The sequence below is a fragment of the Neisseria sp. P0009.S010 genome, assembly GCF_051958545.1.
In the GTDB taxonomy this organism is placed as follows: Bacteria; Pseudomonadota; Gammaproteobacteria; order Burkholderiales; family Neisseriaceae; genus Neisseria; species Neisseria subflava_A.
Map to the genome: position 1 here is coordinate 1 of NZ_JBQCVH010000010.1, position 24,821 is coordinate 24,821.

The 24,821-nt window shown below is 53.7% G+C and carries 23 protein-coding genes; 9 read left to right on the forward strand and 14 right to left on the reverse strand.

The features are described 5' to 3' along the window. Positions 1–273: 273 nt before the first annotated feature. From dksA to ACTHSN_RS09830, 5 genes are all read right to left on the reverse strand, one after another. Positions 274–690 carry an RNA polymerase-binding protein DksA gene (gene dksA, locus ACTHSN_RS09810; RefSeq protein WP_049344904.1) on the reverse strand — a complete coding sequence of 139 codons (417 nt, stop codon included), beginning with the start codon at positions 688–690 and terminating at the stop codon, positions 274–276. 233 nt (positions 691–923) lie between these two features. Then, entirely contained in the window at positions 924–1,481 is a 558-nt protein-coding gene (locus tag ACTHSN_RS09815; protein WP_070461561.1) for a YggT family protein, read from the reverse strand. 2 nt (positions 1,482–1,483) lie between these two features. Next, positions 1,484–2,281: a pyrroline-5-carboxylate reductase gene (gene proC, locus ACTHSN_RS09820; RefSeq protein WP_070461560.1), complete on the reverse strand. Its 798-nt coding sequence runs from the start codon at positions 2,279–2,281 to the stop codon at positions 1,484–1,486. A 90-nt stretch (positions 2,282–2,371) separates the two neighbouring features. Further along, positions 2,372–2,767 carry an RNA-binding protein gene (locus ACTHSN_RS09825; RefSeq protein WP_070461559.1) on the reverse strand — a complete coding sequence of 132 codons (396 nt, stop codon included), beginning with the start codon at positions 2,765–2,767 and terminating at the stop codon, positions 2,372–2,374. Beyond that, positions 2,764–3,477, reverse strand: a complete 714-nt coding sequence (locus tag ACTHSN_RS09830; RefSeq protein ID WP_070461558.1) for a YggS family pyridoxal phosphate-dependent enzyme — start codon at positions 3,475–3,477, stop codon at positions 2,764–2,766. Before ACTHSN_RS09830 ends, ACTHSN_RS09825 begins: the two co-directional genes overlap by 4 nt. A 117-nt stretch (positions 3,478–3,594) precedes the next feature. Between ACTHSN_RS09830 and ACTHSN_RS09835 the strand changes: the two genes are divergently transcribed. From ACTHSN_RS09835 to yccS, 3 genes are all read left to right on the forward strand, one after another. Next, a complete protein-coding gene (locus tag ACTHSN_RS09835; RefSeq protein WP_004519239.1) occupies positions 3,595–4,641 on the forward strand; it encodes a type IV pilus twitching motility protein PilT in 1,047 nt (348 codons plus the stop codon). A gap of 86 nt (positions 4,642–4,727) precedes the next feature. After that, entirely contained in the window at positions 4,728–5,957 is a 1,230-nt protein-coding gene (locus ACTHSN_RS09840; RefSeq protein WP_070461557.1) for a PilT/PilU family type 4a pilus ATPase, read from the forward strand. 163 nt (positions 5,958–6,120) lie between these two features. Further along, entirely contained in the window at positions 6,121–8,262 is a 2,142-nt protein-coding gene (yccS, locus tag ACTHSN_RS09845; RefSeq protein WP_440365288.1) for a YccS family putative transporter, read from the forward strand. 95 nt (positions 8,263–8,357) lie between these two features. Here the strand turns inward: yccS and ACTHSN_RS09850 are convergent, their stop codons facing one another. Beyond that, positions 8,358–9,536, reverse strand: a complete 1,179-nt coding sequence (locus tag ACTHSN_RS09850) for a phosphoglycerate kinase (RefSeq protein ID WP_036493913.1) — start codon at positions 9,534–9,536, stop codon at positions 8,358–8,360. 41 nt (positions 9,537–9,577) lie between these two features. Continuing rightward, positions 9,578–9,715, reverse strand: a complete 138-nt coding sequence (locus ACTHSN_RS09855; protein WP_159068255.1) for a hypothetical protein — start codon at positions 9,713–9,715, stop codon at positions 9,578–9,580. A 15-nt stretch (positions 9,716–9,730) separates the two neighbouring features. Between ACTHSN_RS09855 and ACTHSN_RS09860 the strand changes: the two genes are divergently transcribed. Both ACTHSN_RS09860 and ACTHSN_RS09865 read left to right on the forward strand, forming a co-directional pair. Beyond that, entirely contained in the window at positions 9,731–11,080 is a 1,350-nt protein-coding gene (locus ACTHSN_RS09860) for a M16 family metallopeptidase (protein ID WP_440365289.1), read from the forward strand. A gap of 58 nt (positions 11,081–11,138) precedes the next feature. Beyond that, positions 11,139–12,437 carry a M16 family metallopeptidase gene (locus ACTHSN_RS09865; protein ID WP_440365290.1) on the forward strand — a complete coding sequence of 433 codons (1,299 nt, stop codon included), beginning with the start codon at positions 11,139–11,141 and terminating at the stop codon, positions 12,435–12,437. 250 nt (positions 12,438–12,687) lie between these two features. Here the strand turns inward: ACTHSN_RS09865 and glmS are convergent, their stop codons facing one another. The 4 genes from glmS to ACTHSN_RS09885 form a co-directional block, all read right to left on the reverse strand. Beyond that, on the reverse strand, positions 12,688–14,526 hold the full coding sequence (gene glmS, locus ACTHSN_RS09870) for a glutamine--fructose-6-phosphate transaminase (isomerizing) (RefSeq protein ID WP_107768577.1): 1,839 nt from the start codon (positions 14,524–14,526) through the stop codon (positions 12,688–12,690). Between the two features lie 161 nt (positions 14,527–14,687). Next, positions 14,688–16,061 carry a bifunctional UDP-N-acetylglucosamine diphosphorylase/glucosamine-1-phosphate N-acetyltransferase GlmU gene (glmU, locus tag ACTHSN_RS09875; RefSeq protein ID WP_070813660.1) on the reverse strand — a complete coding sequence of 458 codons (1,374 nt, stop codon included), beginning with the start codon at positions 16,059–16,061 and terminating at the stop codon, positions 14,688–14,690. Positions 16,062–16,159: 98 nt separating this feature from the next. Further along, entirely contained in the window at positions 16,160–16,444 is a 285-nt protein-coding gene (locus ACTHSN_RS09880; protein WP_003686634.1) for a membrane lipoprotein lipid attachment site-containing protein, read from the reverse strand. A 60-nt stretch (positions 16,445–16,504) separates the two neighbouring features. After that, positions 16,505–17,152, reverse strand: coding sequence for a pyrimidine 5'-nucleotidase (locus ACTHSN_RS09885; protein WP_070461552.1), 648 nt, complete (start codon positions 17,150–17,152; stop codon positions 16,505–16,507). A 64-nt stretch (positions 17,153–17,216) separates the two neighbouring features. On the opposite strand from ACTHSN_RS09885, the gene ACTHSN_RS09890 reads away from it, so the two are divergent. From ACTHSN_RS09890 to ACTHSN_RS09900, 3 genes are all read left to right on the forward strand, one after another. Continuing rightward, positions 17,217–18,218 (forward strand): thiamine ABC transporter substrate-binding protein, encoded by a 1,002-nt coding sequence (locus ACTHSN_RS09890; RefSeq protein WP_440365291.1) that lies wholly within the window; start codon positions 17,217–17,219, stop codon positions 18,216–18,218. Positions 18,219–18,329: 111 nt separating this feature from the next. Then, positions 18,330–19,175 (forward strand): mechanosensitive ion channel family protein, encoded by an 846-nt coding sequence (locus ACTHSN_RS09895; RefSeq protein WP_440365292.1) that lies wholly within the window; start codon positions 18,330–18,332, stop codon positions 19,173–19,175. A 75-nt stretch (positions 19,176–19,250) separates the two neighbouring features. Continuing rightward, the gene (locus tag ACTHSN_RS09900; protein WP_003686660.1) at positions 19,251–19,718 is read left to right on the forward strand and encodes a CinA family protein; all 468 of its coding nucleotides are present in this window, start codon (positions 19,251–19,253) and stop codon (positions 19,716–19,718) included. Between the two features lie 78 nt (positions 19,719–19,796). Here ACTHSN_RS09900 and efeB read toward each other — a convergent pair whose 3' ends face one another. The 3 genes from efeB to efeU all read right to left on the reverse strand — a co-directional run bounded on the left by efeB (position 19,797) and on the right by efeU (position 23,210). Further along, positions 19,797–21,062, reverse strand: a complete 1,266-nt coding sequence (gene efeB, locus ACTHSN_RS09905) for an iron uptake transporter deferrochelatase/peroxidase subunit (RefSeq protein ID WP_440365293.1) — start codon at positions 21,060–21,062, stop codon at positions 19,797–19,799. A gap of 135 nt (positions 21,063–21,197) precedes the next feature. Next, positions 21,198–22,364, reverse strand: a complete 1,167-nt coding sequence (gene efeO, locus ACTHSN_RS09910; protein WP_004519217.1) for an iron uptake system protein EfeO — start codon at positions 22,362–22,364, stop codon at positions 21,198–21,200. Positions 22,365–22,376: 12 nt separating this feature from the next. Next, on the reverse strand, positions 22,377–23,210 hold the full coding sequence (gene efeU / locus ACTHSN_RS09915; protein ID WP_107768582.1) for an iron uptake transporter permease EfeU: 834 nt from the start codon (positions 23,208–23,210) through the stop codon (positions 22,377–22,379). Between the two features lie 380 nt (positions 23,211–23,590). On the opposite strand from efeU, the gene ACTHSN_RS09920 reads away from it, so the two are divergent. After that, complete coding sequence (locus ACTHSN_RS09920) at positions 23,591–24,766, forward strand: cytochrome-c peroxidase (protein ID WP_049329349.1); 1,176 nt, start codon at positions 23,591–23,593, stop codon at positions 24,764–24,766. The last annotated feature ends 55 nt before the right edge of the window (positions 24,767–24,821 follow it).

The window sequence follows — 24,821 nt, forward strand, 5'->3', positions numbered from 1 at the left end:
AAATTCTAACTAACTGTGTTATACTGTCTGCTTCGTTTTCTTCACCGCGTCAGCAGCGAAGAACCGAACTATACGCCTCCAAACAAAACCAGTCAACACTTTTCGCAAAATTATTTCCAGAAATTTAACCACTGCCCTGTTTTAACAGGGTTTTTATTTTATAAAAAACTCCAACAACCTTTCTACACTCTCCAAATATACAAAAAACACAAACTAAAGGCCGTCTGAAATGCTCTTTCAGACGGCCTTTTTTATGGTTTCTATATCTATATTTTAGTCGGCGAACTGTTTTTTCATTCGTTCGCGTCGCTCTTGCGCTTCTACGGACAATGTCGCGGTCGGACGTGCCAGCAGGCGTTTGAGGCCAATGGGTTCGCCGGTATCGGCACAGAAACCGTAATCACCTTCGTCAATGCTGCGGATAGTCGCTTGCACTTTATTGAGAAGTTTACGCTCGCGATCGCGGGTGCGCAGCTCTAAAGCGTATTCTTCTTCTTGAGTAGCTCGGTCGGCTGGATCGGGAGCGGATTCGTGCTCTTGAAGATGGCCGGTAGTGGTGTTTGCATTTTCAATCAGCTCTTCTTGCATTTTAACCAGTAGTTCGCGGAAGAAGGCCAATTGGTCGCTGTTCATGTAGTCCTCTTCAGGACCATCCCAGTTTAAAATATCTTGTTCTGTCAGCTTTGCCATGGTGTCTGCTTTCGGTTTGTTGTTAATGATTTGGATGCTACGGGTTTGCTTTTATTGGGTTTTCTTGAATTTCCGTTTTGGAAATTGGGCGAATCATATCATGTTTTACCTATTCATTTGTTCCTTATATTTCGATTTGCACTTTTTTGCACTACCTTACACCTAAATGTATTAAAACGCTTTTTAGGACGTTGTATTTTTGGTCGTTAATACCTGCTGCGCTTTCAGACGGCCTATTGAAGCAACCATAGGTTGGTTTGCTGGATAAGCTGGGGAAACCATCGGGCCAGCCACAACCATAATAAAAGTGCCAACAAACTGCCTGAAAAATCGTATCGCCCTACGCGCAAGAAGGAAAACGGTTTGAGCAATGGCTGCAGGATTCGTTCGATGGCATAAGTCAACGGCGAATAGCGGCCCTGTATGCTGGACACCATTCTAATAATCAGACCGATAAGTAATGTATAGGCCGCGGCTTTCAGCATATGGAGTGCGGCAAACCAGAAGTTTGCCAAAATCAGCTTATTACTGATGGACAGCGCCGGCGAGATGAAAATAATGGCGGTACAGGCAAGGTAGTACACCAGAAAACCTGCGGGCAGGCAGTACCAATCGGTTTTCTCGCCGGATGGAAATGCTTTTTGCCAAGGTTTGGTCAGCCAGCCTGTTGCCTGTATGCTGAATTTGAGCAGGGGGTGTTCTGCTGCCAATCCTGCGTATCGGAGCAAAAAGCGCGTGATACACAGGATGGCAATAGCGTCTGCCAATAATAAGAGCAAGTCGCCGCGCATGTTCAGACGGCCTTATATTGTTGCGCCATTTCTTGCGAACGTTTGACGCAGGCTTCTACACCCTGTTCGATGGCTTCGGCAACGTGACGGGCTTTGAAGGTTTCGATGGCTTCGTGTGTCGTGCCGCCTTTGGAAGTTACGTTTTGCTGTAATTGTGCGAATGCTTCGCCGGTTTGTTCGGCCAAAGCCACTGCGCCTTTAAATGTGGCGAGGCTCAGTTCGCGTGCATCTTGTTCGTTGAAACCTTGTGCCAAAGCCGCATTTTGGAGCGCGCCCAACAGATAGAAAACATAGGCGGGGCCGCTGCCGCTGATGCCGGTAATATTGTGGAGTTGCTCTTCCTCGTTCAGCCAAATGGTCGTGCCGACAGAGCGCATGATGCCGTCGGCAGCTGTACGGTCGGCTTCTGAAACGCCTGCATCGGCAAACATACCGGATACGCCCAAGCCGATTTTGGCCGGCGTATTGGGCATGATGCGTACGATACGGCGTGTGCCGCCCAGATAATGGCTGAGGGTATCGATGGACAAACCTGCCGCTACAGACAACACCAGCGCGCCATTCAAACGGATGTTTTGACAGGCTACCTGCATGTCTTGCGGTTTGACGGCGAGAATGAGGACATCGTCCGCACTCAATTCGGGCAGGTTTTCAGAAGTGGCTACGCCCAATTCTTGCACCAGTTGTGCACGTCTTTCGGCGCCGCGTTCGACAATGTGGACACGATAGCCGTCTTGTTTGACCAAACTGCCTGCAATGGCAGTCGCCATATTGCCGCCGCCTAAAAAGTAGATGTTCATAAATTTCCTTAATTTTTTAAATGAGATACATTTGCTGAGGTCGTCTGAAATACCGTTTCCATCATACCGACAAAATTTCAGACGACCTTTTCACCAACGGACGCTTTCGGGCAGTGATGTTCGGTATAAACCCTGTTTTTCCAAACAATCCAATCCTTCTTTTTTAAAAGTTTCCGCTAAAGGGCGTTTATCGCGGGTTTGCCAAGCTAGCCCGCAAGCTTCAAACTTTTTGATTTTCCTACTGAAATAATCATTAGCTGCGGTACGATAAGCATTATCGTCAATAGAATAATTCCCGTCCGCCAAACGCTTCCCGCGGAAATCCTCAATAGAAGGCGGCGGTTCGCCTTTAATTTCCCAAAAATCTATTGCTGCCGGCTTTTTGGGTTTGCACCAGCCCGATAAGGATTCACATTGATACCAGCCCATCAACCGACAACCCGTTAAGGTCAAACCAAGCAAAACGACCGAGATAATCTGTTTCATTGGCTGCCTTCTCCTTTTTGTTTTTGTTCCCGTCTGCCGAAAATCGCGCTGCCGATGCGGACATGGGTTGCGCCGCATTCTACCGCGATTGGCATATCTCCGGACATACCCATAGACAAAACATCTGCTTCGACGCCTGCCGCATTCAACTCGGCCAACAACCGCTGCATGGTATGAAACTGACTGCGCAACTCATCGTCGCTGCTGTCGGCCTTGGCCACACACATCAATCCGCATACTTTAATATTCGGCAACTTGGCCACTTCAAGGGCCAGCGCAATCGCTTCTGCGGGCGCTACGCCGTGTTTCGCCTCTTCCGCGGCAATGTTCACTTCAATACACACCTGCAACGGCGGTATTTCAGACGGCCTTTGCTCACTCAAGCGCCGCGCCGTTTTCAGACGGCCTATCGTATGCACCCAATGTGCGCGTTCGGCCACAAATTTGGTTTTATTAGACTGCACATCGCCGATAACGTGCCAAACAATATCCGGCAAATCGGCCAGCGTTTCCGTTTTTTCAAACCATTCCTGAATATAGTTCTCGCCGAAATCGCGCTGACCGGCCGCATACACTTCGCGGATGTCGTCTGCCGGAAAGGTCTTGCTGACCGCTACCAGCTTTACCGCATCCGCAGGCCTCCCTGAAGCCTCAGCCGCCTGTTCAACCGCCCGGCATACGTCCTGATAGTTTTGTTGCAATACCGACATGGTTTTCTCCTTTAACCCGTTCATCACTCGGCATTTTGAAAATTTTACTTGGTCGAACGGATTTATCTATTTAAAATAAAGCGATTTTATTATTCTAAACCAAAACAAGGCCACATTATGCAGATTACCGACTTACTCGCGTTCGGCGTGAAAAACAAAGCCTCCGACCTCCATTTGAGTTCGGGCATTTCCCCTATGATACGCGTACACGGCGACATCCGCCGCATCAACCTGCCCGAGATGAGCTCGGAAGAAGTCGGTACCATGATTACCTCGGTCATGAACGACCACCAGCGCAAGCTCTATCAACAGGATTTTGAAGTCGATTTCTCATTTGAGCTGCCTAATGTTGCCCGTTTCCGCGTCAACGCCTTTATGACCGAACGCGGCCCGGCCGCCGTATTCCGTACCATTCCGAGCACCGTTCTGACGCTGGAAGAATTGCGTGCGCCGCGCATTTTCCAAAAAATTGCCGAAAATCCGCGCGGTTTGGTCTTGGTAACCGGCCCGACCGGTTCGGGTAAATCCACCACGCTGGCGGCGATGGTCAACTACATCAACGAAACCCAACCGGCCCACATTCTGACCATCGAAGACCCGATTGAGTTCGTCCACCAAAGCAAAAAGGCGCTCATCAACCAGCGCGAGCTGCATCAGCACACCCACAGCTTTACCAACGCCCTGCGTTCCGCACTGCGCGAAGACCCCGACGTGATTTTGATCGGTGAGATGCGCGACCCTGAAACCATCTCCCTCGCCCTGACCGCCGCCGAAACCGGCCACTTGGTTTTCGGCACGCTGCACACGACCGGCGCCGCCAAAACCATCGACCGTATTGTCGACGTATTCCCCGCAGGCGAAAAAGAAATCGTGCGCTCCATGTTGTCCGAATCCTTGCGCGCCATCATTTCCCAAACCCTGCTGAAAACCCGCGACGGCAACGGCCGCGTCGCCGCACACGAAATCCTGATTTCCACACCGGCCGTGCGAAACCTCATCCGCGAGAACAAAATCGCCCAAATCAACGCCGCCCTCCAAACCGGTCAGGCCCACGGTATGCAAACCCTCGATCAAGCCCTGCAAACCCTTGTCCGCCAAGGCACCATCAGCCCCGAGCTGGCACGCAGTAAGGCGCAAAACATCGAAAACCTCTCTGTTTTCTAAACCATACTCAGGCCGTCTGAACCCCATCATCCCGTTTTCAGACGGCCTTTCAGCCTGACCGAATACCCGTTTTAAAGAGAATCATCATGAGCGACCTCGCCCCTCTGCACGACCTGTTAAGCGAAATGGTGCAAGCCTACTCACAAAAAAACCAAGCACCGCACATCCCCACCCCGGCTGAAATCGGTACGCATCTTCATCCCCTGCTCGACCGCATGTGTGAAGAGGCCGAAAAACGCAACGCCTCCGACATTTTCATCAGCGCAGGCTTTCCCCCTGCCATCAAAGTCGGAGGCACCCTCACGCCCATGCCCCACAAAGCACTGAACGGCGCGGACACCGCCGCCATCGCCGAATCCACCATGAACCCCGACCAGCTCGAAGCCTTCAACCGCGACTGGGAAATCAACTATTCCGTCCAATCGCGCAGCAACACGCGCTACCGCGTCAACGCCTACCACGAGCAAGGCCGCGTCGGCATGGTATTGCGCCGCGTCAGCCAAGACATTCCCGAGATGAAGACCCTCGGCTTACCCGAAAAGCTCCAAGAGCTTGCACTCGCACCGCGCGGCCTGCTGATCCTCGCCGGCCCGACCGGTTCGGGTAAGTCCACCACCATGGCCTCCATGCTCAACTACCGCAACCAAAAGCTGCCCGGCCATATCGTTACCATCGAAGACCCCATCGAGTTTATCTACAAACCTTGCCGCAGCATCTTCACCCAGCGCGAAATCGGCATCGATACCGACAACTGGAAAACCGCCGTTCAAAGCGCCATGCGTCAAGCACCCGATGTCGTCTGTATCGGCGAAGTCCGCAGCGAAGAAAGCATGGAATACGCCCTCCAACTGGCTCAAACCGGCCATCTGTGCGTTTTCACCATCCATGCCAGCACGGCCTCCCAAACCATCGAGCGCATCATCAACTTCTATCCGGAAGACCGACGCCAACAGGTTTTGATGGATTTGGCGTTGAACCTCGTCGGCATCATCGGCCAACGCCTCACCATCAAGAAAAACCGCCAACGCACGGCCGTTACCGACCTCCTGCTCAACACGCCGGCCATGCAGGACTTGATTTTCAAAGGCGAATTGCTGGAAATCCGCGACCTGATGGCACGCTCCGGCAGCAACGGCATGCAGACGTTCGACCAAAATCTCTTCACCCTCTACGCACAAGGCCAAATTGAACTCAGCGAAGCCCTGCGCCAAGCGGTATCCGCCAACGATTTGCGCCTGCGCATTCAAATGCACGACGAGGGCAACAATACCGAACGCCTCTACGACCGCATCAGCGACCTCAACCTGATGACCTAATGGCGCAAGCCAAAAAAGGCCGTCTGAACAAATGTGGAAACGAAATCAAGTATTTTCCCGTATCCGTTCAGACGGCCTTATCCTATTTCAAGCATTCTGAAACCGACTGAAAATCCTGTTAAAATCCAATCATTCATCTCATAACAAATAAAACAACCCAATCATGAAAACTCCGCCGCTCAAACCTCTGATCATTGCCTCCCTGCCCGTCTTCGCCAGCGTGTTCATCGCCGCTACCCTCGTTTGGCACTTCAACACGCCTAAGCTCGTCATGCCCTTCGTACTCGGCATTATTGCCGGCGGTTTGGTCGACTTGGACAACCGCCTCACAGGCCGTCTGAAAAACATCGTCATCACCGTTGCCCTGTTCACCCTCTCTTCGCTGCTTGCCCAAAGCACCATCGGCACAGGCGTTCCCTTCATCTTGGCCATGACCCTGATGACTTTCGGCTTTACCATCCTCGGCACCGTCGGCCTCAAATACCGCACCTTCGCTTTCGGTGCGCTCGCCGTCGCCACCTACACCACGCTGACCTACACCCCCGAGACCTACTGGCTGACCAACCCCGTCATGATTCTGTTGGGCACTGTTCTATACAGCGTCAACACCCTGATCTTCCAAATCATCCTGCCCCACCGCCCTGTCCAAGAAACCGTCGCCAACGCCTATGATGCACTCAGCAACTACTTCGATGCCAAAGCCGACTTTTTCGATCCAGACGAAGCCGCATGGTTGGGCAACCGCCAAATCGACTTGGCCATGAGCAACACCGGCGTGATTACCGCCTTCAACCAATGCCGCGGCGCACTTTTCTACCGGTTGCGCGGCCAACACCGCCATCCGCGTACCGCCAAAATGCTGCGCTACTACCTCTGCGCGCAAGACATGCACGAACGCATCAGCTCCGCCCACGTCGATTACAGCGAAATGGCCGAGCAGCTCAAAAATACCGACCTCATCTTCCGCATCCGCCGCCTGCTCGAAATGCAAGGCCAGGCGTGCCGCAACGTTGCCGCCTCCCTGCGCAACAACAAACCCTACGCATACAGCAAACGCCTCGGCCGCGCCATGGAAGGCTGCCGCCAATCCCTCAGCCATTTTGCCGAGACCCATGCCGATAATGCCAACCTCCACAATATCCGCCGCCTGCTCGACAACCTCAGCAGCGTCGATTACCAACTGCGGCAACTGCAAAACGATGCGTCCCTTGCCGAAAACGACAACGCCGACACCCGCATCGCCGCCCTTGAAAACACCAAATTCCGCAATATCGGCGAGACCGTCCTCAGCCAGCTCAATTTCGACTCCGGCGTCTTCCGCCATGCCACCCGCCTCTCCATCGTCGTGGCCGCGGCCTGCATCATTGTCGAAATCCTTCATCTCAATCTCGGCTACTGGATTCTGCTGACCGCCCTTTTCGTCTGCCAGCCCAACTACACCGCCACCAAAAGCCGCGTGTACCAACGTATCGCCGGTACGATTCTCGGCGTAATTGTCGGTTCGCTCGTTCCCTACTTCACCCCGTCTGTTGAAACCAAGCTTTGGATTGTCATCGCCAGCACCACCCTGTTCTTCATGACCCGGAGCTACAAATACAGCTTCTCCACCTTCTTTATCACCATCCAAGCCCTGACCAGCCTCTCGCTTGCCGGTTTGGACGTGTACCACGCCATGCCCATCCGCATCATCGACACCATCGTCGGTTCCGTTATCGCATGGGCCGCCGCCACCTACCTCTGGCCCGATTGGCGTTACCTCACCCTCAGCCATACTGCCGCCCAAACCATTACTGCCAACGGCCGCTATCTCGACGCCATCCTCGACCAGCTGCAAAACGGCAGCCGCGACGATTTCGACTACCGCCTTACCCGCCGCCAAGCCCACGAAAGCACCGCCGCCCTCAGCAGCACCTTATCCGACATGAGCAGCAACCCGAAAAAATACCAAGACCGCCTGCAAGACGGTTTTACCCTGCTCAAAACCAGCTATGCGCTGACCGGCCACATTTCCGCGCTCGGCGCATACCGCGACCAGGTTCATCACGACGGCAGCGATACCTTCGCCCCATATGCCCGCCTGACCCACCACATCGCCGAACTCCTCAAACAAATGCCGCAGACCGAACCGGCCACCTTCGATGCAAGCATCGAAGCCATCCGACAGGAGTTTGCCGATTTGGAACAGACCGACAAAGAGCAGTCCCAACAAAACCAAATCCTCAAACACCAGCTCGACCTCATCATCCGCCAGCTTGCACCGTGTTATCAGGCATTGCACAGACAGTCGGATACGCAAACCGCCTAAACCGATAACACATTTCAACAAAATAAATAAGGCCGTCTGAAACCTGATTTCCAGATTTTAGACGGCCTTTATTCAGCCATCGAGATTAAAACCGATTATGCGCCGCGTTTTTCCAAAGCGGCTACGGCAGGCAACTCTTTGCCTTCCAAGAACTCAAGGAACGCGCCGCCGCCGGTGGAGATGTAGCTGATTTGGTCGGTTACGCCGAATTTGGCAATCGCCGCCAAAGTGTCGCCGCCGCCGGCAATCGAGAACGCATCGCTTTGGGCAATCGCTTCGGCCAATACTTTGGTACCGCCGGCAAATTGGTCAAACTCAAACACGCCGACCGGGCCGTTCCATACGACAGTGCCTGCGGCTTTGAGCAACTCGGCCAAAGCAGCGGCGGATTTCGGGCCGATGTCCAAAATCATGTCGTCTTCGGCAACGTCGGCAATATCTTTCACCACAGCTTCCGCATCGGCGGCGAAGGCTTTAGCGACAACCACATCGGTCGGCAGCGGAACAGAGCCGCCTTTAGCCGCCATTTTCGCCATGATTTTTTTGGATTCTTCCACCAAATCGTGTTCGGCCAAAGATTTGCCGATGGCTTTGCCTTCTGCCAACAGGAAGGTATTGGCAATGCCGCCGCCGACGATGAGTTGGTCGACTTTGTCGGCCAAAGATTCGAGGATGGTCAGTTTGGTAGACACTTTGCTGCCGGCAACGATGGCAACCATCGGATGAGCCGGTTGTTTCAGGGCTTTACCCAAAGCATCAAGTTCGCCCGCCATCAACACGCCGGCGCAGGCAACCGGTGCAGCTTGGGCAACGGCTTCAGTTGAAGCTTGGGCGCGGTGGGCGGTACCGAATGCGTCGTTGACGAACACGTCGCACAAAGAAGCGTAGGCTTTGCCCAGCTCCAAGTCGTTTTTCTTCTCGCCTTTGTTGATGCGCACGTTTTGCAGCATCACGACATCACCGGCATTCAAGGTCGGTTTGTTTTCACGCCAGTCGTTCAATACTTTCACGTCTTTGCCCAACAGTTTGCCCAAATGCGCGGCAACAGGCGCCACATCGTCTTCAGGATGGAATTCGCCTTCGGTCGGACGGCCGAGGTGGGTCATCACGATCACAGACGCGCCGTTGTCCAAGCAGTATTTAATGGATGCGAGCGAAGCGCGGATACGGGTGTCGTCGCTGATGTTGCCGTCTTTGAACGGTACGTTCATATCGGCGCGGATCAGAACGGTTTTGCCTTGAACATTTTGTTCGGTCAGTTTCAAAAATGCCATGATGATTCCTTTGTGATGGTTGGAAACGGGAATGTTTGGGATTATCCGCGAATGAGGCGCGACGGTAAAGATTGGCAACGGCCGCGCTTGATGTGAATCAGCAGATAAAGCCGCAGGCCGTCTGAAACATTCGGCCAATCTTTCAGATTTTCCGCTATACTTTGGCGATTGATTTTCATTTTACGGATTGAACCATGTTACGCCGAATTGCTTTAATGCTTGCCTTCGCGCTGCCTGCCGCCTCATGGGCGCAGACGCTTTCTGAAACCCTGCCCAACGGTCTGAAAATCATCGTCAAAGAAGACCACCGCGCGCCTGTGGCCGTTTCGCAGATTTGGTACAAAATCGGCAGCGTGGATGAAAAACCGGGCAAAAGTGGCCTGAGCCACGCTTTGGAACACATGATGTTTAAAGGCACGAAAGACGTTCCCTCCGGCGAGTTCAACCGCCGCGTGTCCGAGCTGGGCGGACAAAACAACGCCTACACCAGCCGCAATGAAACGGTGTATTACGAAAACGTCGCCGCCGCCAACCTGCCCGAGATTCTGAAGCTCGAGGCAGACCGCATGCACAACCTCAACTTCAGCGACAAAGAATTCCTCAACGAGATGAACGTCATCCGTGAAGAACGCCGCCAGCGCACGGAAGACACGGCCGACGGCAAAATGTGGGAACAAGCCTATCTTGCCGCCTTTACCCAACCGTCCATGCGCGCCTCCGTCATCGGCTACATGAAAGATTTGCACACCCTAAAAGCCGACGACTTGCGCGCGTGGTACAAACAATATTACGCGCCCAACAATGCCGTATTGGTCATTGTCGGCGATGTCGATGCCAAACAAACGCTTCAGACGGCCGCCAAACTCTTTGGCGATATTCCGGCCAAAGCCCAGCCGCCGCGCAACAAACTCCATACCGAACCCTATTTGCGCAAGCCTGTTACGGTCAAAGCCACTTCTCCGGTTACACACCAGCCGCTGATTGCCATCAACTTCCGTGTACCGAAACTCCAAAAACTCGATGACACGATGCCTTTTGCCCTCGACATCCTCTCCGATATTTTGGCAGGCAACGCGTCCAGCCGTTTTGACAAAAACCTCGTGCGCGGCAAGCAAACCGCATTGAGCGCAGGAACGCATTACGACATCATCAGCCGCGAAATGCCGCTGTTCAGCGTAATAGCCATGCCTGCCGAAGGCGTGAAAGCCGATACTCTGATTACCCAATTGCGCCAAGAAATCAAAGACATTGCCGACAACGGCGTTTCCGAAGAAGAATTGCAGCGCGTCAAAACCCAGGCAGCGGTCAACGAAATCTACGCCAAAGACTCCATGTCTTCCCAAGCCTCCATGATGGGCCGCCTCGAAGCGCGCGGTTTCCAATATACCGATGAACAAGAAATCCACCGCCGCCTACAGGCAGTCAGCGCGCAAGAAGTACAGGCCGCCGCCCGGATGTTGACCGACGAGCGCATGAGTACCGTCATCATCGAGCCGCAAAAACCTGCCACCGTGCCAAGCAAAAAAGCTGCCAAACGCCAATAAACATCAGGCCGTCTGAAAGCCCATACCCTTTCAGACGGCCTTAACAGAAAGCCACAACATGAAACCCACCCTGCTCGCCCTTGCCCTCCTCCTGCCCTTAAGCGTCCAAGCCGCCACCGACATCCAACGCTGGCGCAACCGCGACGGCACCCAAATCCTCCTTGTCGAACGCCACGAAAACCCCATCATCGACCTTGAAGTCAGCTTCAAGGGCGCAGGCAGCGTCGCCAATCCGGACGGCAAAAGCCAAGTTGCCGAATTTACCGCCGCCCTCCTGACCGACGGCACCCAAGAGCTGGACGAAGAAGCCTTCAATGCCGAAGCCGACAACATCGGCGCACAAATCAGCAGCGACAGCAATGCCGAGAGCGCGTCCGCAGGCTTCCGCAGCCTCAGCAAAGCCGACATCCGCGACAAAGCCGCCAACTTGCTCAACCACTCGCTGACCCGTCCGCGCTTTGACGAAGCCGTTTTCCGCCGCCGTCAAACCCAATCCATCACCGGCTTGCAACAACAAGAAACCACCCCCGACTACACCGCCACGCGCGAACTGACCAAACTCATCTACCCGAAACACCCCTACGGCAGCGGCGCAAACATAACCGTTGACAGCCTCAAACGCGTCAACCTCGACGACATCCGCGCCTTCCACCGCACCCACTACGGCAAAGACAACGCCATCGTTGCCATCGTCGGCGACCTCAACCGCAAACAGGCAGAGCAACTGGTCGAACGCGTCCTCAAAGACCTGCCGGCCAAAGCCACCGCAACCCACGCCATCCCGCCCGTTCCCAAACAAACCGCCCAACGCCGCGACATCCCCTTTGCCGGCACACAGGCACAAGTCCTGCTCGGCACCTCCCTCATCAAACGCCACGACCCCGACTACTATGCCCTCGTTGCCGGAAACTACATCCTCGGTGGCGGCGGTTTCGACAGCCGGCTTATGAAAGTTTTGCGCGACCAACACGGCTACACCTACGGCGTATACAGCAGCCTCGCCCCGGCAACAGAAGAAGGCACGTTCGCCGTTTCCTACTCCACCCAAAAGAAAAACACCAAAGCCTCACTGGCCGACACACAAGCCGTCATCGAACAGTTTATCGCCGAAGGCCCGACCGAAGCCGAGCTGAAACAGGCCAAGGCCAACATCGTCGGCAGCTTCCCCCTGCGCTACGACTCCAACGACAAACTGCTCAACTACCTGAGCCTGATCGGCCTCTACGACCTGCCCAACGACTACTTGGAAGCCTACCCCAAAGCCATCAACAGCCTAACCGTCGAACAAGTCCGCGACGCATGGCAACGCCGCGTCAAATTCAAAGACCTCAACATCGTCGTTGTCGGCGCAGAATAAAACGCTTTAAAACAACAGACCGTCTGAAAGATTTTTCAGACGGCCTGTTTTCATTCTGTCGATTTGCTGATCTTGTCATCAGAGACCACTCTAATCAATAAAATATCGGTCACAATCAGCTGTTGTTGTACATTTATAATAAAAGCAAAGACATCATAAATAGCATTTCTATTACTGAAACCAACAAATAAAAAGGCCGTCTGAAACCTTGAAACAGGTTTCAGACGGCCTTTTTTAACCGGTTTATTGCTTATTCAACCGTTACCGATTTAGCCAAGTTGCGCGGTTTGTCCACGTCTGTGCCACGTGCGAGGGCGGCGTGGTAAGACAGGAGTTGCACAGGGATGGTGTGCACAATCGGCGAGAGTACGCCGACGTGGCGTGGGGCGCGGATGACGTGCACGCCTTCGGTGGCGCTGAAGTTGCTATCGAGGTCGGCGAAAACGAAGAGTTCGCCGCCGCGAGCGCCGACTTCCTGCATATTAGCTTTTACTTTGTCCAACAGGCTGTCGTTCGGGGCAATCACGACAACAGGCATGTTCTCATCCACCAAGGCCAACGGGCCGTGTTTCAACTCACCCGCAGGATACGCTTCGGCGTGGATATAGGTAATCTCTTTCAGCTTCAATGCGCCTTCAAGGGCGATTGGGAAGTGGATGCCGCGGCCGAGGAAGAGTGCGCTGGTTTTCTTGGCAAATTTTTGCGCCCAAGCGGCGATTTGCGGCTCCAGATTGAGAGCGTGCTGAATGCTGCCCGGCAGTTGGCGCAATTCTTCAACGTATTCACGCGCTTGTTCGTCAGAAACCAGGCCGCGCTGTTTGCCCAAGGTAACGGCCAAACCGAACAGGACAACCAGTTGGGTCGTGAACGCTTTGGTAGAGGCGACGCCGATTTCTGCGCCGGCGCGTGTGTACAGTACCAACTCGCTTTCACGCGGCAGGGCGGATTCCATCACGTTACAAATAGACAGGCTGTGTTTGTGTCCCAAGGATTGCGCGTATTTCAGGGCTTCCATGGTATCCAAGGTTTCGCCGGATTGGGAAATGGTGATGACCAGTTGTTTCGGATCGGCAATCACGTCGCGGTAGCGGTATTCGCTGGCGATTTCCACGTCGGTCGGCACTTTGGCGATGGATTCGAGCCAGTATTTGGCGGTCAGCGCGGCATAGTAGGACGTACCGCAGGCAAGGATTTTGATGCTGTGGATGTCGTCGAATACTTCGCGGGCGTTCGCGCCGAAGTTTTCAGGTTCGAAACCGCCATCCAAGAAGACTTCGGCGGTATCGGCGATGGCGCGGGGTTGTTCGTGGATTTCTTTTTGCATGAAGTGGCTGTATGGGCCCAACTCCAAAGAAGCCAGAGACAATTCGGATACTTTAACCGCGCGTTCGGTTTGCGCACCGGTTTTGTCAAGCAGTTTTTCGATACCGTTTGCATTCAACAGGGCGATGTCGCCGTCTTCCAAGTAAGCGATGCGGCGGGTAAAGGCAATCACTGCGGATACGTCGGAAGCGATGAAGGTTTCCTGGTCGCCCAAGGCCACCAACAACGGGCAGCCCATGCGCGCAACAACCATTTCTTCAGGGTTGTCTTGTGCGATAACGGCAATGGCGTATGCGCCGTGGAAACGGGCAGTCGCAGCTTGGACGGCTTCAAACAGTTTGCCGCCGTTTTGCGTGTATTCGTGGTTGACGCTGTGGGCGATGACTTCGGTATCGGTTTGCGATTCGAAGGTATAACCCAAAGCTTGCAGGCGTTCGCGTTCGGCTTCGAAGTTTTCGATGATGCCGTTGTGGACAACCGCGATCATGCCGCCGGAAATATGGGGGTGGGCGTTAGGCTCGGTTACACCGCCGTGGGTTGCCCAACGGGTATGGCCGATGCCGATATGGCCGAACACGCCATTTTCACGTGCTGCATCTTCCATCAGCTGAACACGGCCGACACGGCGGACGCGTTTGATTTTGCCGTCCATGTTGACGGCAATACCCGACGAATCGTAGCCTCGGTATTCAAGGCGTTTGAGACCGTCGGTCAGAAAATCGACTACATTGTGATTGGCGCGAATAGCACCTACGATACCGCACATATAAGTTCCTTAGTATCAAAAGTTTGAAAAAATGACTGCTGCTCCGGCTCCCGAAAGCGGCAGTCGGAAAACGCCGTTTTATTTTCATTGAAACGGCAAATCTAGGTTTCAGACGGCCTGTTGTTTCTCAAGGCCGTCTGAAAACAAATAAAAGATCAACCTTACTTCTTATCGCCTTTTTCCGGACGCACCCAGCCTTCGATGACGGTTTGGCGCGAACGGGCGAGAACGAGTTTGCCGTCTTCGCAGTTACGGGTAATCGCGCTGCCCGCGCCTGTCGTCACTTTATTACCGAGGGTGACAGGGGCAACCAGTACGCAGTTTGAACCGATGCGTACTTCGTCGCCGATGACGGTTTTGTGTTTGTTCACGCCGTCGTAGTTGGCAATAATCGTGCCGGCGCCGAAGTTGGTTTTGCTGCCGATCTCGGCATCACCGATGTAGGTGAGGTGGTTGGCTTTGGTGCCGTTGCCGATGGTGGCGTTTTTGACTTCGACGAAGTTGCCGATGTGTACGTCGTCGGCCAGTTTGGCTTGCGGACGCAGGCGGGCGTATGGGCCGATTTGGTTGTTTTCGCCGACTTCGCAATCTTCAAAATGAGAGAACGGGGCGATTTTGGTGTTGGCACCGATTTTGGCGTTTTTGATCACGCAGTTGGCACCGATTTCGACGTTGTCGCCGAGTTCGACTTCGCCTTCGATGACGACGTTGACGTCAATCACGGCATCTTGTCCGTGTTTCAGACGGCCTCGTAAATCGAAACGTGCCGGATCGCGCAGGGTGACGCCTGCTTTGAGCAATTCTTGCGCCTGTTCGGTTTGGAAGATGCGTTCGAGTTCGGCAAGCTGGAGTTTGTTGTTCACGCCGGCGGCCAGATGGGAGGCGCGCACTTGGACGGGATGAACTTTGATGCCGTCGGCAACGGCTTTGGCGATGAGGTCGGTCAGGTAGTATTCGCCTTGGGCATTGTTGCTGGAAAGGCTGTTCAACCAAGCTTCAAGTTTGGCGTTAGGCAGAACCAAAATGCCGGTATTGATTTCTTTTACGGCCTTTTGGGCGGCATCGGCGTCTTTTTCTTCGACAATGGCGGTTACGTTGCCGTTGCTGTCGCGGATGATGCGGCCCAAGCCTGTCGGGTCGTTGGGCACGTCGGTCAACAGGCCGACTTCGTTGCCTGCGGCTTCGAGCAGGGTTTCGAGGGTGGCTGCGTCAATCAGGGGGACGTCGCCGTACAACACCAGCGTGCGGCCTTCGGCAGACAGGTGCGGCAGGGCGGTTTTGACGGCGTGGCCGGTACCGAGCTGTTCGGTTTGTTCAACCCAAACGACATCGCGTTTGACGGTGTCCAAGACTTGCTCTTTGCCGTGGCCGATGACGACGCAGATGTTTTGGGGATTCAGGGAGGCGGCGGTGTCAATAACGCGCTCAACCATGGGAAGGCCGCCGATGCGGTGCAGCACTTTGGGCATTTTGGAGTACATGCGCGTGCCTTTGCCGGCGGCGAGGATGACGATATTTAAAGCTGTCTGAGCCATGATACGGTTTCCGTTGTCGTTGTTTGAGGCCGTCTGAAAAGTGTGGCAACAAGTGTTGATTGTTTTTCACTCCGTTTCAGACGGCCTTGGGGATATTGTTATTCGGTTGCTGGCTGTTGGTTGGCAAATTGCGGTTTTTGCCAATGTTGGCCGCGTTCGCCGTGTTCGGCATGATCCGCTTGATTGGATTGGACGGCGCGGCGCTCAGGGCGGAACTGGTTGTAATTCATGTTTTTAGAATAAGTACCGTCCTGATAAACGATAGGCGTGCCGGTAGCATATTTTTGGCGTACGGCGGTACGGCCGGATTCGTTGGTGTAGGTTTCCCAAGAGCAACCGGCCAAAACGGCGGCGGCGGTCAGAATTAAAGCGAGTTTACGCATGATGTTGTCCTTGTTTTAAATGTCGGCAATACCGCGTATTGTACTTGTTTTTGCAAAACTTCACGGCAGTTTTGTGCAAACTTCAAGCAAACCCTGCATATCTTTCGCTATGCCGTCGGCAAATGGCAGCGGATGGGCCTTTTCGCCATACCAAACGGTCTTCATGCCCAAGGCTTTGGCTTGGTGCAGATTGTCGGCGCTGTCGTCCACCATAATGCACTGTTCGGGTTTGACGCCCAACAGGCGGCAGACGTTGAGATAGGCCTGCGGATTAGGTTTGTAGAGCAGGCCGAAGTCGTCCGTGCCGAACAAGCCGTCAAAATGCGCTTCCAAGCCCAACGCCTCAACCAATGCGCGGACATAAAACGAAGGCCCGTTGGAAAATACGGCTTTTCGCCCTTTCAGACGGCCTAAAACATCATCAGTTCCATCCATACCCTCCACCTTTACCAAAATTTGCTTAAGTGGATGACTTTCAAGCAAAAATTCATCGATATCGACTTCGGGATGGTGGATTTGCAAACCGGCAAGCGTCGCGCCGTATCGGTGCCAATAATCTTGGCGCAGATGAGAGGCGGCTTCTTCGGAAAGCTTCAGACGGCCTGCCATGTATTCGGTCATGGCGCGGTTGATGATGTAGAAAATGCCGGCTTCGGCATTGTGCAAAGTATTGTCGAGGTCAAACAGCCAAACTGGGGAATGATTCATATCGTGCCTTGATATGCAGATTTTGTTATGATATTTCGTATTTTACCCGCACAAAGGAAAGAGAATGAAACTGAAATTGTCCGCAGTGGCTCTATTACTGGCCTCGGCAAACCTGTACGCCCAAACCGAAGTACGTTTGGCCGTGCACAAATCCTTCAGCCTGCCACAATCCGTCATCGCACAATTTGAAAAAGCCAACGATGCCAAAGTGTCCGTCATCAAGGCAGGCAGTGGCAACGAAATGCTCAACAAGCTGATTTTGAGCAAGGCCAACCCGATTGCCGATGCGGTTTACGGTTTGGACAACGCCAACATCGGCAAAGCCAAAGCCGCCGGCATCCTCGCCGCCAGTCAACCCAAATCCGCGCCCGTAACCGCCTCCCTGCCCGATGCGCTGGCTGTTGATTACGCCTATGTCGCCATCAACTACGACAAAAAATGGTTTGAACAGAAAAAACTGCCCCTGCCACAAACCCTGCAAGATCTGACCAAACCGGAGTATAAAAACCTTCTGGTGACCCCGTCTCCCGCCACGTCCTCGCCCGGCCTCTCCTTCCTCTTGGCCAACATCGGCGGCATGGGTGAAGAAGGCGCGTTCAAATGGTGGGCGCAAATGCGCCAAAACGGCGTGAAAGTTGCCAAAGGCTGGAGCGAAGCCTACTACACCGATTTCACCCAAAACGGCGGCGCCTATCCCCTCGTGGTCAGCTATGCCACCAGCCCGGCGGCCGAAGTCCACTACTCCAAAGGCAAATACAGCATCCCGCCCACCGGCAACCTCTTCCTCAAAGGCGGCACATTCCGCCAAGTTGAAGGCGCGGCCGTTTTGAAAGGTGCAAAACAACCCGAACTGGCGGCCAAACTGGTGAGCTGGCTGCAAAGCGGCGAAGTGCAAAAAGCCCTGCCTGCCGAAATGTGGGTCTATCCGGCAGTCAAAAACACGCCGCTGCCCAAAGTATTCGAGTTTGCCCAAACCCCGCAACACAGCGATTCCCCCAATCGCGCCGACATCAACACCAAGCAAAAACAATGGGTGAGCCGTTGGAGCAAAACCGTTTTACGTTAAACCGAAAAACTTAAAAACACATCAAGGCCGTCTGAAAAAACAAATCATTAGTTTTTCAGACGGCCTTGTTTTACAATGACCTTTTAAACAACTTCACACGCACACACAATTATGAATTTCGATCTTCAAGTCCTCTCTTCGTTCTCCGGCTGGGAACAACTCGCCCAAACCGGCATGTCTTTCGGTACCAACCTGCTGGCCGCTTTAGCCATCTTCTTTATCGGCCGCTGGATCGCCACGCGCTTGGTAACACTGATGAAAGCCGCGCTGACACGCGCCAAAGTCGATAAAACGCTGGTCAGCTTCCTCGGCAACGTCGCCAACATCGGCCTGCTGATCCTCGTCATCATCGCCGCACTGGGCAAACTCGGCATCCCGACCACTTCCGTTACCGCCTTGATCGGTGGCGCAGGCTTGGCCGTGGCTTTGTCTTTGAAAGACCAACTGTCCAACTTCGCCGCCGGCGCGCTGATTATCCTGTTCCGCCCGTTTAAAGTCGGCGACTTTATCCGTGTCAACGGTTTTGAAGGTATCGTCCGCGAAATCAAAATGGTGCAGACCTCTTTGAGTACGCCGGACAACGAAGAAGTCGTCCTGCCCAACAGCGTGGTCATGACCAACAGCATCACCAACCGCTCCTCCCTGCCCCTGTGCCGCGCCCAAGTCGTTGTCGGCGTCGACTACGCCTGCGACTTGAAAGCCGCCAAAGCCGCCGTATTGAGAGCGGCAACCGAGCATCCATTGTGTGTTCAAACCGAAGAACGACCTGCCGTCGTATACATTACCAACCTTGGCGACAGCGCCATCGAAATTACCCTTTGGGCGTGGACGCAAGAAGAAAATCTCGGCCCATTCCGATTCGCCCTGAACGAGCAAGTGGTTGAAAACCTGCGTGCCACCAACATCAACATCCCATTCCCACAATGTGATGTCCACCTCATTCAGCCGAAAGCCTGATTTCAGCTTTCAGGCCGTCTGAAACCCGGCGGGTCAAACGCCCGCCCCATTCCACCATTTCCATAAGGAGCCGTCATGTCCCATCTGCAAACCATCGCCGAACACCTGACCAGCCGCCGTCAAACCGTTACCTGCGCCGAGTCCTGCACCGGCGGCCTACTTGCAGGTGCGCTGACTTCCCTCTCCGGCAGCTCGCAATGGTTTCATCAAAGCTTCGTCACATACAGCAATCAAGCCAAACAGGAGCGTCTGGGCGTCATGCCCGATACCTTGCTGAAACACGGCGCGGTCAGCCGCGAGACCGTCTATGAAATGGCACGCGGCGCAAAAGCCGTGGCGCAGGCAGATTACGCCTTGAGTATTTCCGGCATTGCCGGCCCTAGCGGCGGCAGCGCGGCCAAACCGGTCGGCACAGTCTGGTTCGGCCTGGCCACGCCCGAAGGTTCGTTTGAACAAACCGCGCTTTTCACAGGCGACCGCGAAGCAGTAAGGGCGCAAGCCGTCGAATACGCATTGGCTTTCTTGGCGGAACATTTGGTTTAATAGAAAAAACACAGGCCGTCTGAAATCTGGAAATCAGGTTTCAGACGGCCTTTTTATCTATTCAAACCATCGGCGGATTTATACGCCCAAAAGCTCTTTGCCGAGGAAGCTGCCTTTTTCGACACCCGGCAGGACGAAGAAATAGCCGCCGCCAAACGGGCTGATGTATTCCTCCAGCGGCTCGCCGTTGAGCAGGTTTTGCACGAAGATGAAGCCGTCGGCAAGGTTGGCCTGATAGCAGATGAACACCAAGCCGACATCAAGTTGGCCGTTGGCGGCTAGGCCGCGCGAGTAGTTGAAGGCGCGGCGGTAGAGCAGGTGTTTTTTCATGAACTCAGGATCGCGCGGATTGGCAAGGCGCATATGGCTGTCTTTGGGCGTGATTTTGCCGTCGGCGTCTTTGGCGAAATCGGCGGTGTCGCCTTCTTTTTTACCGTCCATGGGCGCACCGCTGTATTTGCGCCGGCCGAAAATATCGGTTTGTTCCTGCATCGGGGTGCGGTCCCAAAATTCGACAAAGTGGCGGATGAGGCGGACGGCCTGATAGCTGCCGTTTTTCGCCCATGCCGGTTCGTCCAAGCTGTTGGCGGCAACGCCTGTCCACAGGACTTGATCGGCGACTTTGGGATCTTCGACTTTTGGATTACCGGAGCCGTCGCGGAAACCTAAAAGATTGCGCGCGGCAATGGCGCCGGGTTCGGCTTTAGGGAGCCAACCGTCTATGCTCCAGCGGATGACGGCAAACTGGGCGGTGTTTTTGATGATGTCGCGCAGGGCGGCTTGGCAGGTTTCGGGGGAAAACGCGCAAATTTGCAGGCTGAGGTCGCCGTCGCACCAAGATTTTTGGAGTTTGTCGTTAGGAAAGTCGCGCATTTCCTGCAGGTGTTTCGGCTTTTTGTCTTTGAGGCCGAAGCGATCGTCAAAGAGGCTGCTGCCGACGCCGACGGTAACCGTCAATCCGTCGGGGCGGAATTGTTTGCCGAGGATGCCGCTGCCCGCAGGCGGGAGCTTGTCGTCGCCGTCTTGGTATTCGCCGCCTTGGGTAAGGAATTCGATGCGGGCGGTCAGGGTGCGGAACAGGTTTTCAAGTTGTTTGGCGTCTTTGGCGGTAACGTCAAAGGCACACATGATGCCGAAGAGCTGGTGTGGCGTGACGATGCCTGCCTGATGCTCGCCGTAACACGGATAGGCCAGCTCGGAATGTTGGTTGTTTTGGGTATCGGCGGCGGCTTCGCCTTGTTTTTTACCGGCAAAATAACCGGCAACGCCGATAGCGCCGGCGGCAAGGGCAGTTTTGAAAAGGGTTCGTTTTTCGGGTTGTGCCGGTTGTTTGTTTTGGCTCATGGTCTGCTCCTTGGCAGGGAACGGAAAGATTGCAATCGTGTGAAGTAAGGTTGGTTTTCAAGCATATTTTGTGTGGGAGACAATAAGATTCAGACGGCCTTTCAATATCCAAAGGCCGCCTGAAAACGCGTTATCTTATTTCAAACCCAAAATGCCGCGCAGTTTGGCCAAATCTTCTGCCAAGGCATTAATCGGCGCCTGCAGGGCTTTGCGGTCTTCTTCGCTCAATTTGTCGTACAGCTCGAAACCGTTCGGGGTTTTGTATTTCGCCAAAATGTCTTCAACCTGTTTGAAGTTGGCATCGGTTTTTTCCAACAACGCTTTGTCTTTGGCTTCGATCAGCGGACGGAACAAATCAACGATTTTTTTGGAGCCTTCCACATTAGCTTGGAAGTCGCTCAAGTCGGTATGGCTGTAACGGTCTTCTTCGCCGCTGATTTTGCTGCCGGCCACTTCTTCAATCAGTTCGGACGCGCCGCCGACCACCTTACCCGGAGGAAACGCCAATGCGTCGATTTCTTTTTGCAGTGCTTCGACATCGGTCATCAGTTTCGCTGCAATTTCCTTCACGCCGGATACGTCTTTTTCTACCCAAAGGGCGTGTTCGATACGGTGGAACCCAGTAAACCCGGCATCTTTCGCACCGTCTTTGAAGTCGTCTTCACGCGCATCGATGACGGGGTCGAGTTCGCTGAAAAGCTCGGCAATCGGTTCGATGCGTTCGTAATGGACGCGGGTGGCGGCAAACAGGGATTTGGCCTTTTCAATGTCGCCGGCTTTAACGGCTTCGGTAAAGGTTTTGGTTTTCGCCACCAGCTCTTTAACCTCGCCTTGAACGTAAGCTTTATAGTCGGCCAAAGGTTGCGCCAGTTTTTCCAAATCGGCTTCGTTGGCAGTGTCTTTGAAGCCGCTGTCGGTAACAATCAGCTTACCGCGCGGATTGGTCAACAGGCCGCAAGTCATTTCGTATTCGCCCGGCAGCAGGGTAACGGTCATTTTGTCGGATAAACCCGGGGCGATGTTTTCACGCTCGTCCACCACCATCACGCCTTTCAGGATTTCCCATTCCAGCTTGCGGCCGCTGTCGTTTTTGATGTTGAACACGACTTGGCCGCTGGGGACGGTCAATTCCATCGGTTCGCAGGCAGTATCGTTCACACCGATATTGACCGAACCGTCGGCATTGGCGGCAGCGGATGCACCTGAAGCGGCAGGCGCGGCTTTTTCGGCTTCAGGCGGCTGACACGCAGTCAAACCCAGAGCCAGCATTACAGACAAAGCAGTCAGATTGAATTTTTTCATTTTACTTCCTTCTTATTTAGTTAATTTAGTTAACGTTTTTGCCGGAGCGCTGCCGCGCAAAAACCAAATCATGACGGGAACCAGATACAGCAGCCAAATCAGGACTTCGCCTTCGGTCGGATGGTCGGTATAGCCGAAGAAACCGCCGAGCAGCACGCCTAAAGGGCTGTCTTCATGCAAATATTTCGAGGTGTCGAAAGCGATGTCCTGCATCGCATTCCATACGCCAGCCTCATGCAGCGCACGAAACGAACCGGCCAACAGACCGGCCGCCACCACAATCAAAAACGCGCCCGTCCAACGGAAAAACTTCGCCAAGTTCAGGCGCATACCGCCCTGATAAATCAGCGTACCGATGACAACCGCCGCCAACAGCCCCAACACCGCGCCTATCGGCATAGACCACGTCGGGCTTTGCTGGAACACGGCCAGCAGGAAAAACACGCTCTCCAAACCTTCGCGCGCCACGGCCAAAAACGCCATGCCGACCAAGGCCCAACCCTGGCCGCTGCCGCGGTTCAGGGCCGTCTGAACCGAATCCTGCAGATGCTGTTTCATCGAACGCGCGGCCTTCTTCATCCACAAAATCATGTACGTCAGCATCGCCACGGCCACCAGGCCGATGACGCCGACCACCAATTCCTGTTCTTTTTGCGGAATCTCGCCCGTAACGGAATGAATGCCGTAACCGATACCCAAACACATGGCCGCAGCCAAAAACACGCCCAGCCAAACCTTCGGCATCAGCTCGCTGTGTCCCGACTGTTTTAAAAAACTGGCAACAATGCCGACGATCAGGGCGGCTTCGATGCCCTCGCGCAGCATAATCAAAAAAGCAATCAGCATAAAAAACTCTAAAGTGAAACGTTCATTTGTTAACGCATTTATAACGCTTTACGCTTAATAACGCAAATTATTTTCATTTTTTAATAATCCTATAATTATTAAGATTTTTTAAAATAAAATAACGAACGTAATCAATAAAAACTAAAAGGCCGTCTGAATTTTGTTTTTTCAGACGGCCTTAAAAACATTAACTAATTGTAAAAAAACAATAAAAAAGTTTCATAGTATAAAATTCTCTATCGTTTATATTTTCAAAATTTATCAAAATTAGAAGGTTGATTTACAGCAAGAATCAAAAGCAACTTATCTTATATAGTTCAAACACTGCTGTCATAACCAGCAAACCATTACATAACAAATGCATAACAAAGGAACCTCCTATGCCACGTTTGAAACTCCACCAAATCGTTCTGGCTTTGGCCGTTTCTGCCGCGTTGACCGCCTGCGGTGAGAAAACAGCACAAACTACTGAAACTCCTCAAGCTGCTTCTGCCGCGAGCGCTGCCGATGCTGCCGCAAGCACCGCCGCCGTTTCAGCCCCTCAAAATTCTGCCGATGTTTCTGACGAAGACAAAGCCCTGTTGGAACGCGCGCAAGCCACGTTCAAACCTTTGCCTGACGCAGCCGAAATGCAAAAAGTCCGTCCGTTTACCGAAGAACAGGTCAAACTCGGCCAACAACTTTGGTACGAAAACCGCCTGTCCAAAGGCAACACCGTCAGCTGTAACTCTTGCCACAACTTGGCAACTGCCGGCGTAGACAACATGCCGACCAGCGCGGGCCACAAAAGCCAATTCGGCGGCCGTAACTCCCCAACTGCTCTGAATGCCGCCTTGTTGGGCAGCCAATTCTGGGACGGCCGTGCAGCCGATGTGGAAGAACAAGCCGGCGGCCCATTGCTCAACCCTGTTGAAATGGCCAACGCGACCGAAGCCGATGCCGCCGCAAAAATCGCCGGTATTCCTGAATACCAAGAGAAATTCAAAGCCGCATTCCCTGAAGACGGCGCGGTTTCCTTCAAAAACATCACCACCGCATTGGGCGCGTTTGAACGTACCCTGCTGACCCCGACCCGTTGGGACGACTACCTGAAAGGCAACGTATCTGCCCTGAGCGAACAAGAACGCAAAGGTGTACGCGCATTTATGGACAACGGCTGTATCGCTTGTCACAGCGGCGTCAACTTGGGCGGTGCCATGTTCCAAAAATTCGGTTTGGTGGATGGTCCTTACTGGAAACACATCGACGATCCTAAACACGACAAAGGCCGTGCGGACGTAACCAAAAAAGCCGAAGACGAATTCTTCTTCCGTGTTCCCGGTTTGAGAAACGTTGAGCGCACCTATCCATACTTCCACAACGGCAGCGTTTGGGAATTGGATAAAGCCGTCAACATCATGGCGAAAGCCCAATTGGGTAAAACTCTGGCTCCGGAAGAAACTGAAAACATCGTTGCCTTCTTGAAAGCCCTCACCGGCAATGTTCCTGAATCTGCCCGAACCATGCCTGAGCTGCCTGTATCCATCGATGTCAAATCCCAACCTGACAACAAATAAGGTTTGGCACAAAATAAAGGCCGTCTGAAAATTCGTTTCAGACGGCCTTTTGTTG

What these genes read in the sequence shown, in the direction of transcription:
- dksA (WP_049344904.1), bottom strand. Translation starts at nt 690, where the DNA reads ATGGCAAAGCTGACAGAACAAGATATTTTAAACTGGGATGGTCCTGAA.
- ACTHSN_RS09815 (WP_070461561.1), bottom strand. Translation starts at nt 1,481, where the DNA reads ATGCGCGGCGACTTGCTCTTATTATTGGCAGACGCTATTGCCATCCTG.
- proC (WP_070461560.1), bottom strand. Translation starts at nt 2,281, where the DNA reads ATGAACATCTACTTTTTAGGCGGCGGCAATATGGCGACTGCCATTGCA.
- ACTHSN_RS09825 (WP_070461559.1), bottom strand. Translation starts at nt 2,767, where the DNA reads ATGAAACAGATTATCTCGGTCGTTTTGCTTGGTTTGACCTTAACGGGT.
- ACTHSN_RS09830 (WP_070461558.1), bottom strand. Translation starts at nt 3,477, where the DNA reads ATGTCGGTATTGCAACAAAACTATCAGGACGTATGCCGGGCGGTTGAA.
- ACTHSN_RS09835 (WP_004519239.1), top strand. Translation starts at nt 3,595, where the DNA reads ATGCAGATTACCGACTTACTCGCGTTCGGCGTGAAAAACAAAGCCTCC.
- ACTHSN_RS09840 (WP_070461557.1), top strand. Translation starts at nt 4,728, where the DNA reads ATGAGCGACCTCGCCCCTCTGCACGACCTGTTAAGCGAAATGGTGCAA.
- yccS (WP_440365288.1), top strand. Translation starts at nt 6,121, where the DNA reads ATGAAAACTCCGCCGCTCAAACCTCTGATCATTGCCTCCCTGCCCGTC.
- ACTHSN_RS09850 (WP_036493913.1), bottom strand. Translation starts at nt 9,536, where the DNA reads ATGGCATTTTTGAAACTGACCGAACAAAATGTTCAAGGCAAAACCGTT.
- ACTHSN_RS09855 (WP_159068255.1), bottom strand. Translation starts at nt 9,715, where the DNA reads ATGAAAATCAATCGCCAAAGTATAGCGGAAAATCTGAAAGATTGGCCG.
- ACTHSN_RS09860 (WP_440365289.1), top strand. Translation starts at nt 9,731, where the DNA reads ATGTTACGCCGAATTGCTTTAATGCTTGCCTTCGCGCTGCCTGCCGCC.
- ACTHSN_RS09865 (WP_440365290.1), top strand. Translation starts at nt 11,139, where the DNA reads ATGAAACCCACCCTGCTCGCCCTTGCCCTCCTCCTGCCCTTAAGCGTC.
- glmS (WP_107768577.1), bottom strand. Translation starts at nt 14,526, where the DNA reads ATGTGCGGTATCGTAGGTGCTATTCGCGCCAATCACAATGTAGTCGAT.
- glmU (WP_070813660.1), bottom strand. Translation starts at nt 16,061, where the DNA reads ATGGCTCAGACAGCTTTAAATATCGTCATCCTCGCCGCCGGCAAAGGC.
- ACTHSN_RS09880 (WP_003686634.1), bottom strand. Translation starts at nt 16,444, where the DNA reads ATGCGTAAACTCGCTTTAATTCTGACCGCCGCCGCCGTTTTGGCCGGT.
- ACTHSN_RS09885 (WP_070461552.1), bottom strand. Translation starts at nt 17,152, where the DNA reads ATGAATCATTCCCCAGTTTGGCTGTTTGACCTCGACAATACTTTGCAC.
- ACTHSN_RS09890 (WP_440365291.1), top strand. Translation starts at nt 17,217, where the DNA reads ATGAAACTGAAATTGTCCGCAGTGGCTCTATTACTGGCCTCGGCAAAC.
- ACTHSN_RS09895 (WP_440365292.1), top strand. Translation starts at nt 18,330, where the DNA reads ATGAATTTCGATCTTCAAGTCCTCTCTTCGTTCTCCGGCTGGGAACAA.
- ACTHSN_RS09900 (WP_003686660.1), top strand. Translation starts at nt 19,251, where the DNA reads ATGTCCCATCTGCAAACCATCGCCGAACACCTGACCAGCCGCCGTCAA.
- efeB (WP_440365293.1), bottom strand. Translation starts at nt 21,062, where the DNA reads ATGAGCCAAAACAAACAACCGGCACAACCCGAAAAACGAACCCTTTTC.
- efeO (WP_004519217.1), bottom strand. Translation starts at nt 22,364, where the DNA reads ATGAAAAAATTCAATCTGACTGCTTTGTCTGTAATGCTGGCTCTGGGT.
- efeU (WP_107768582.1), bottom strand. Translation starts at nt 23,210, where the DNA reads ATGCTGATTGCTTTTTTGATTATGCTGCGCGAGGGCATCGAAGCCGCC.
- ACTHSN_RS09920 (WP_049329349.1), top strand. Translation starts at nt 23,591, where the DNA reads ATGCCACGTTTGAAACTCCACCAAATCGTTCTGGCTTTGGCCGTTTCT.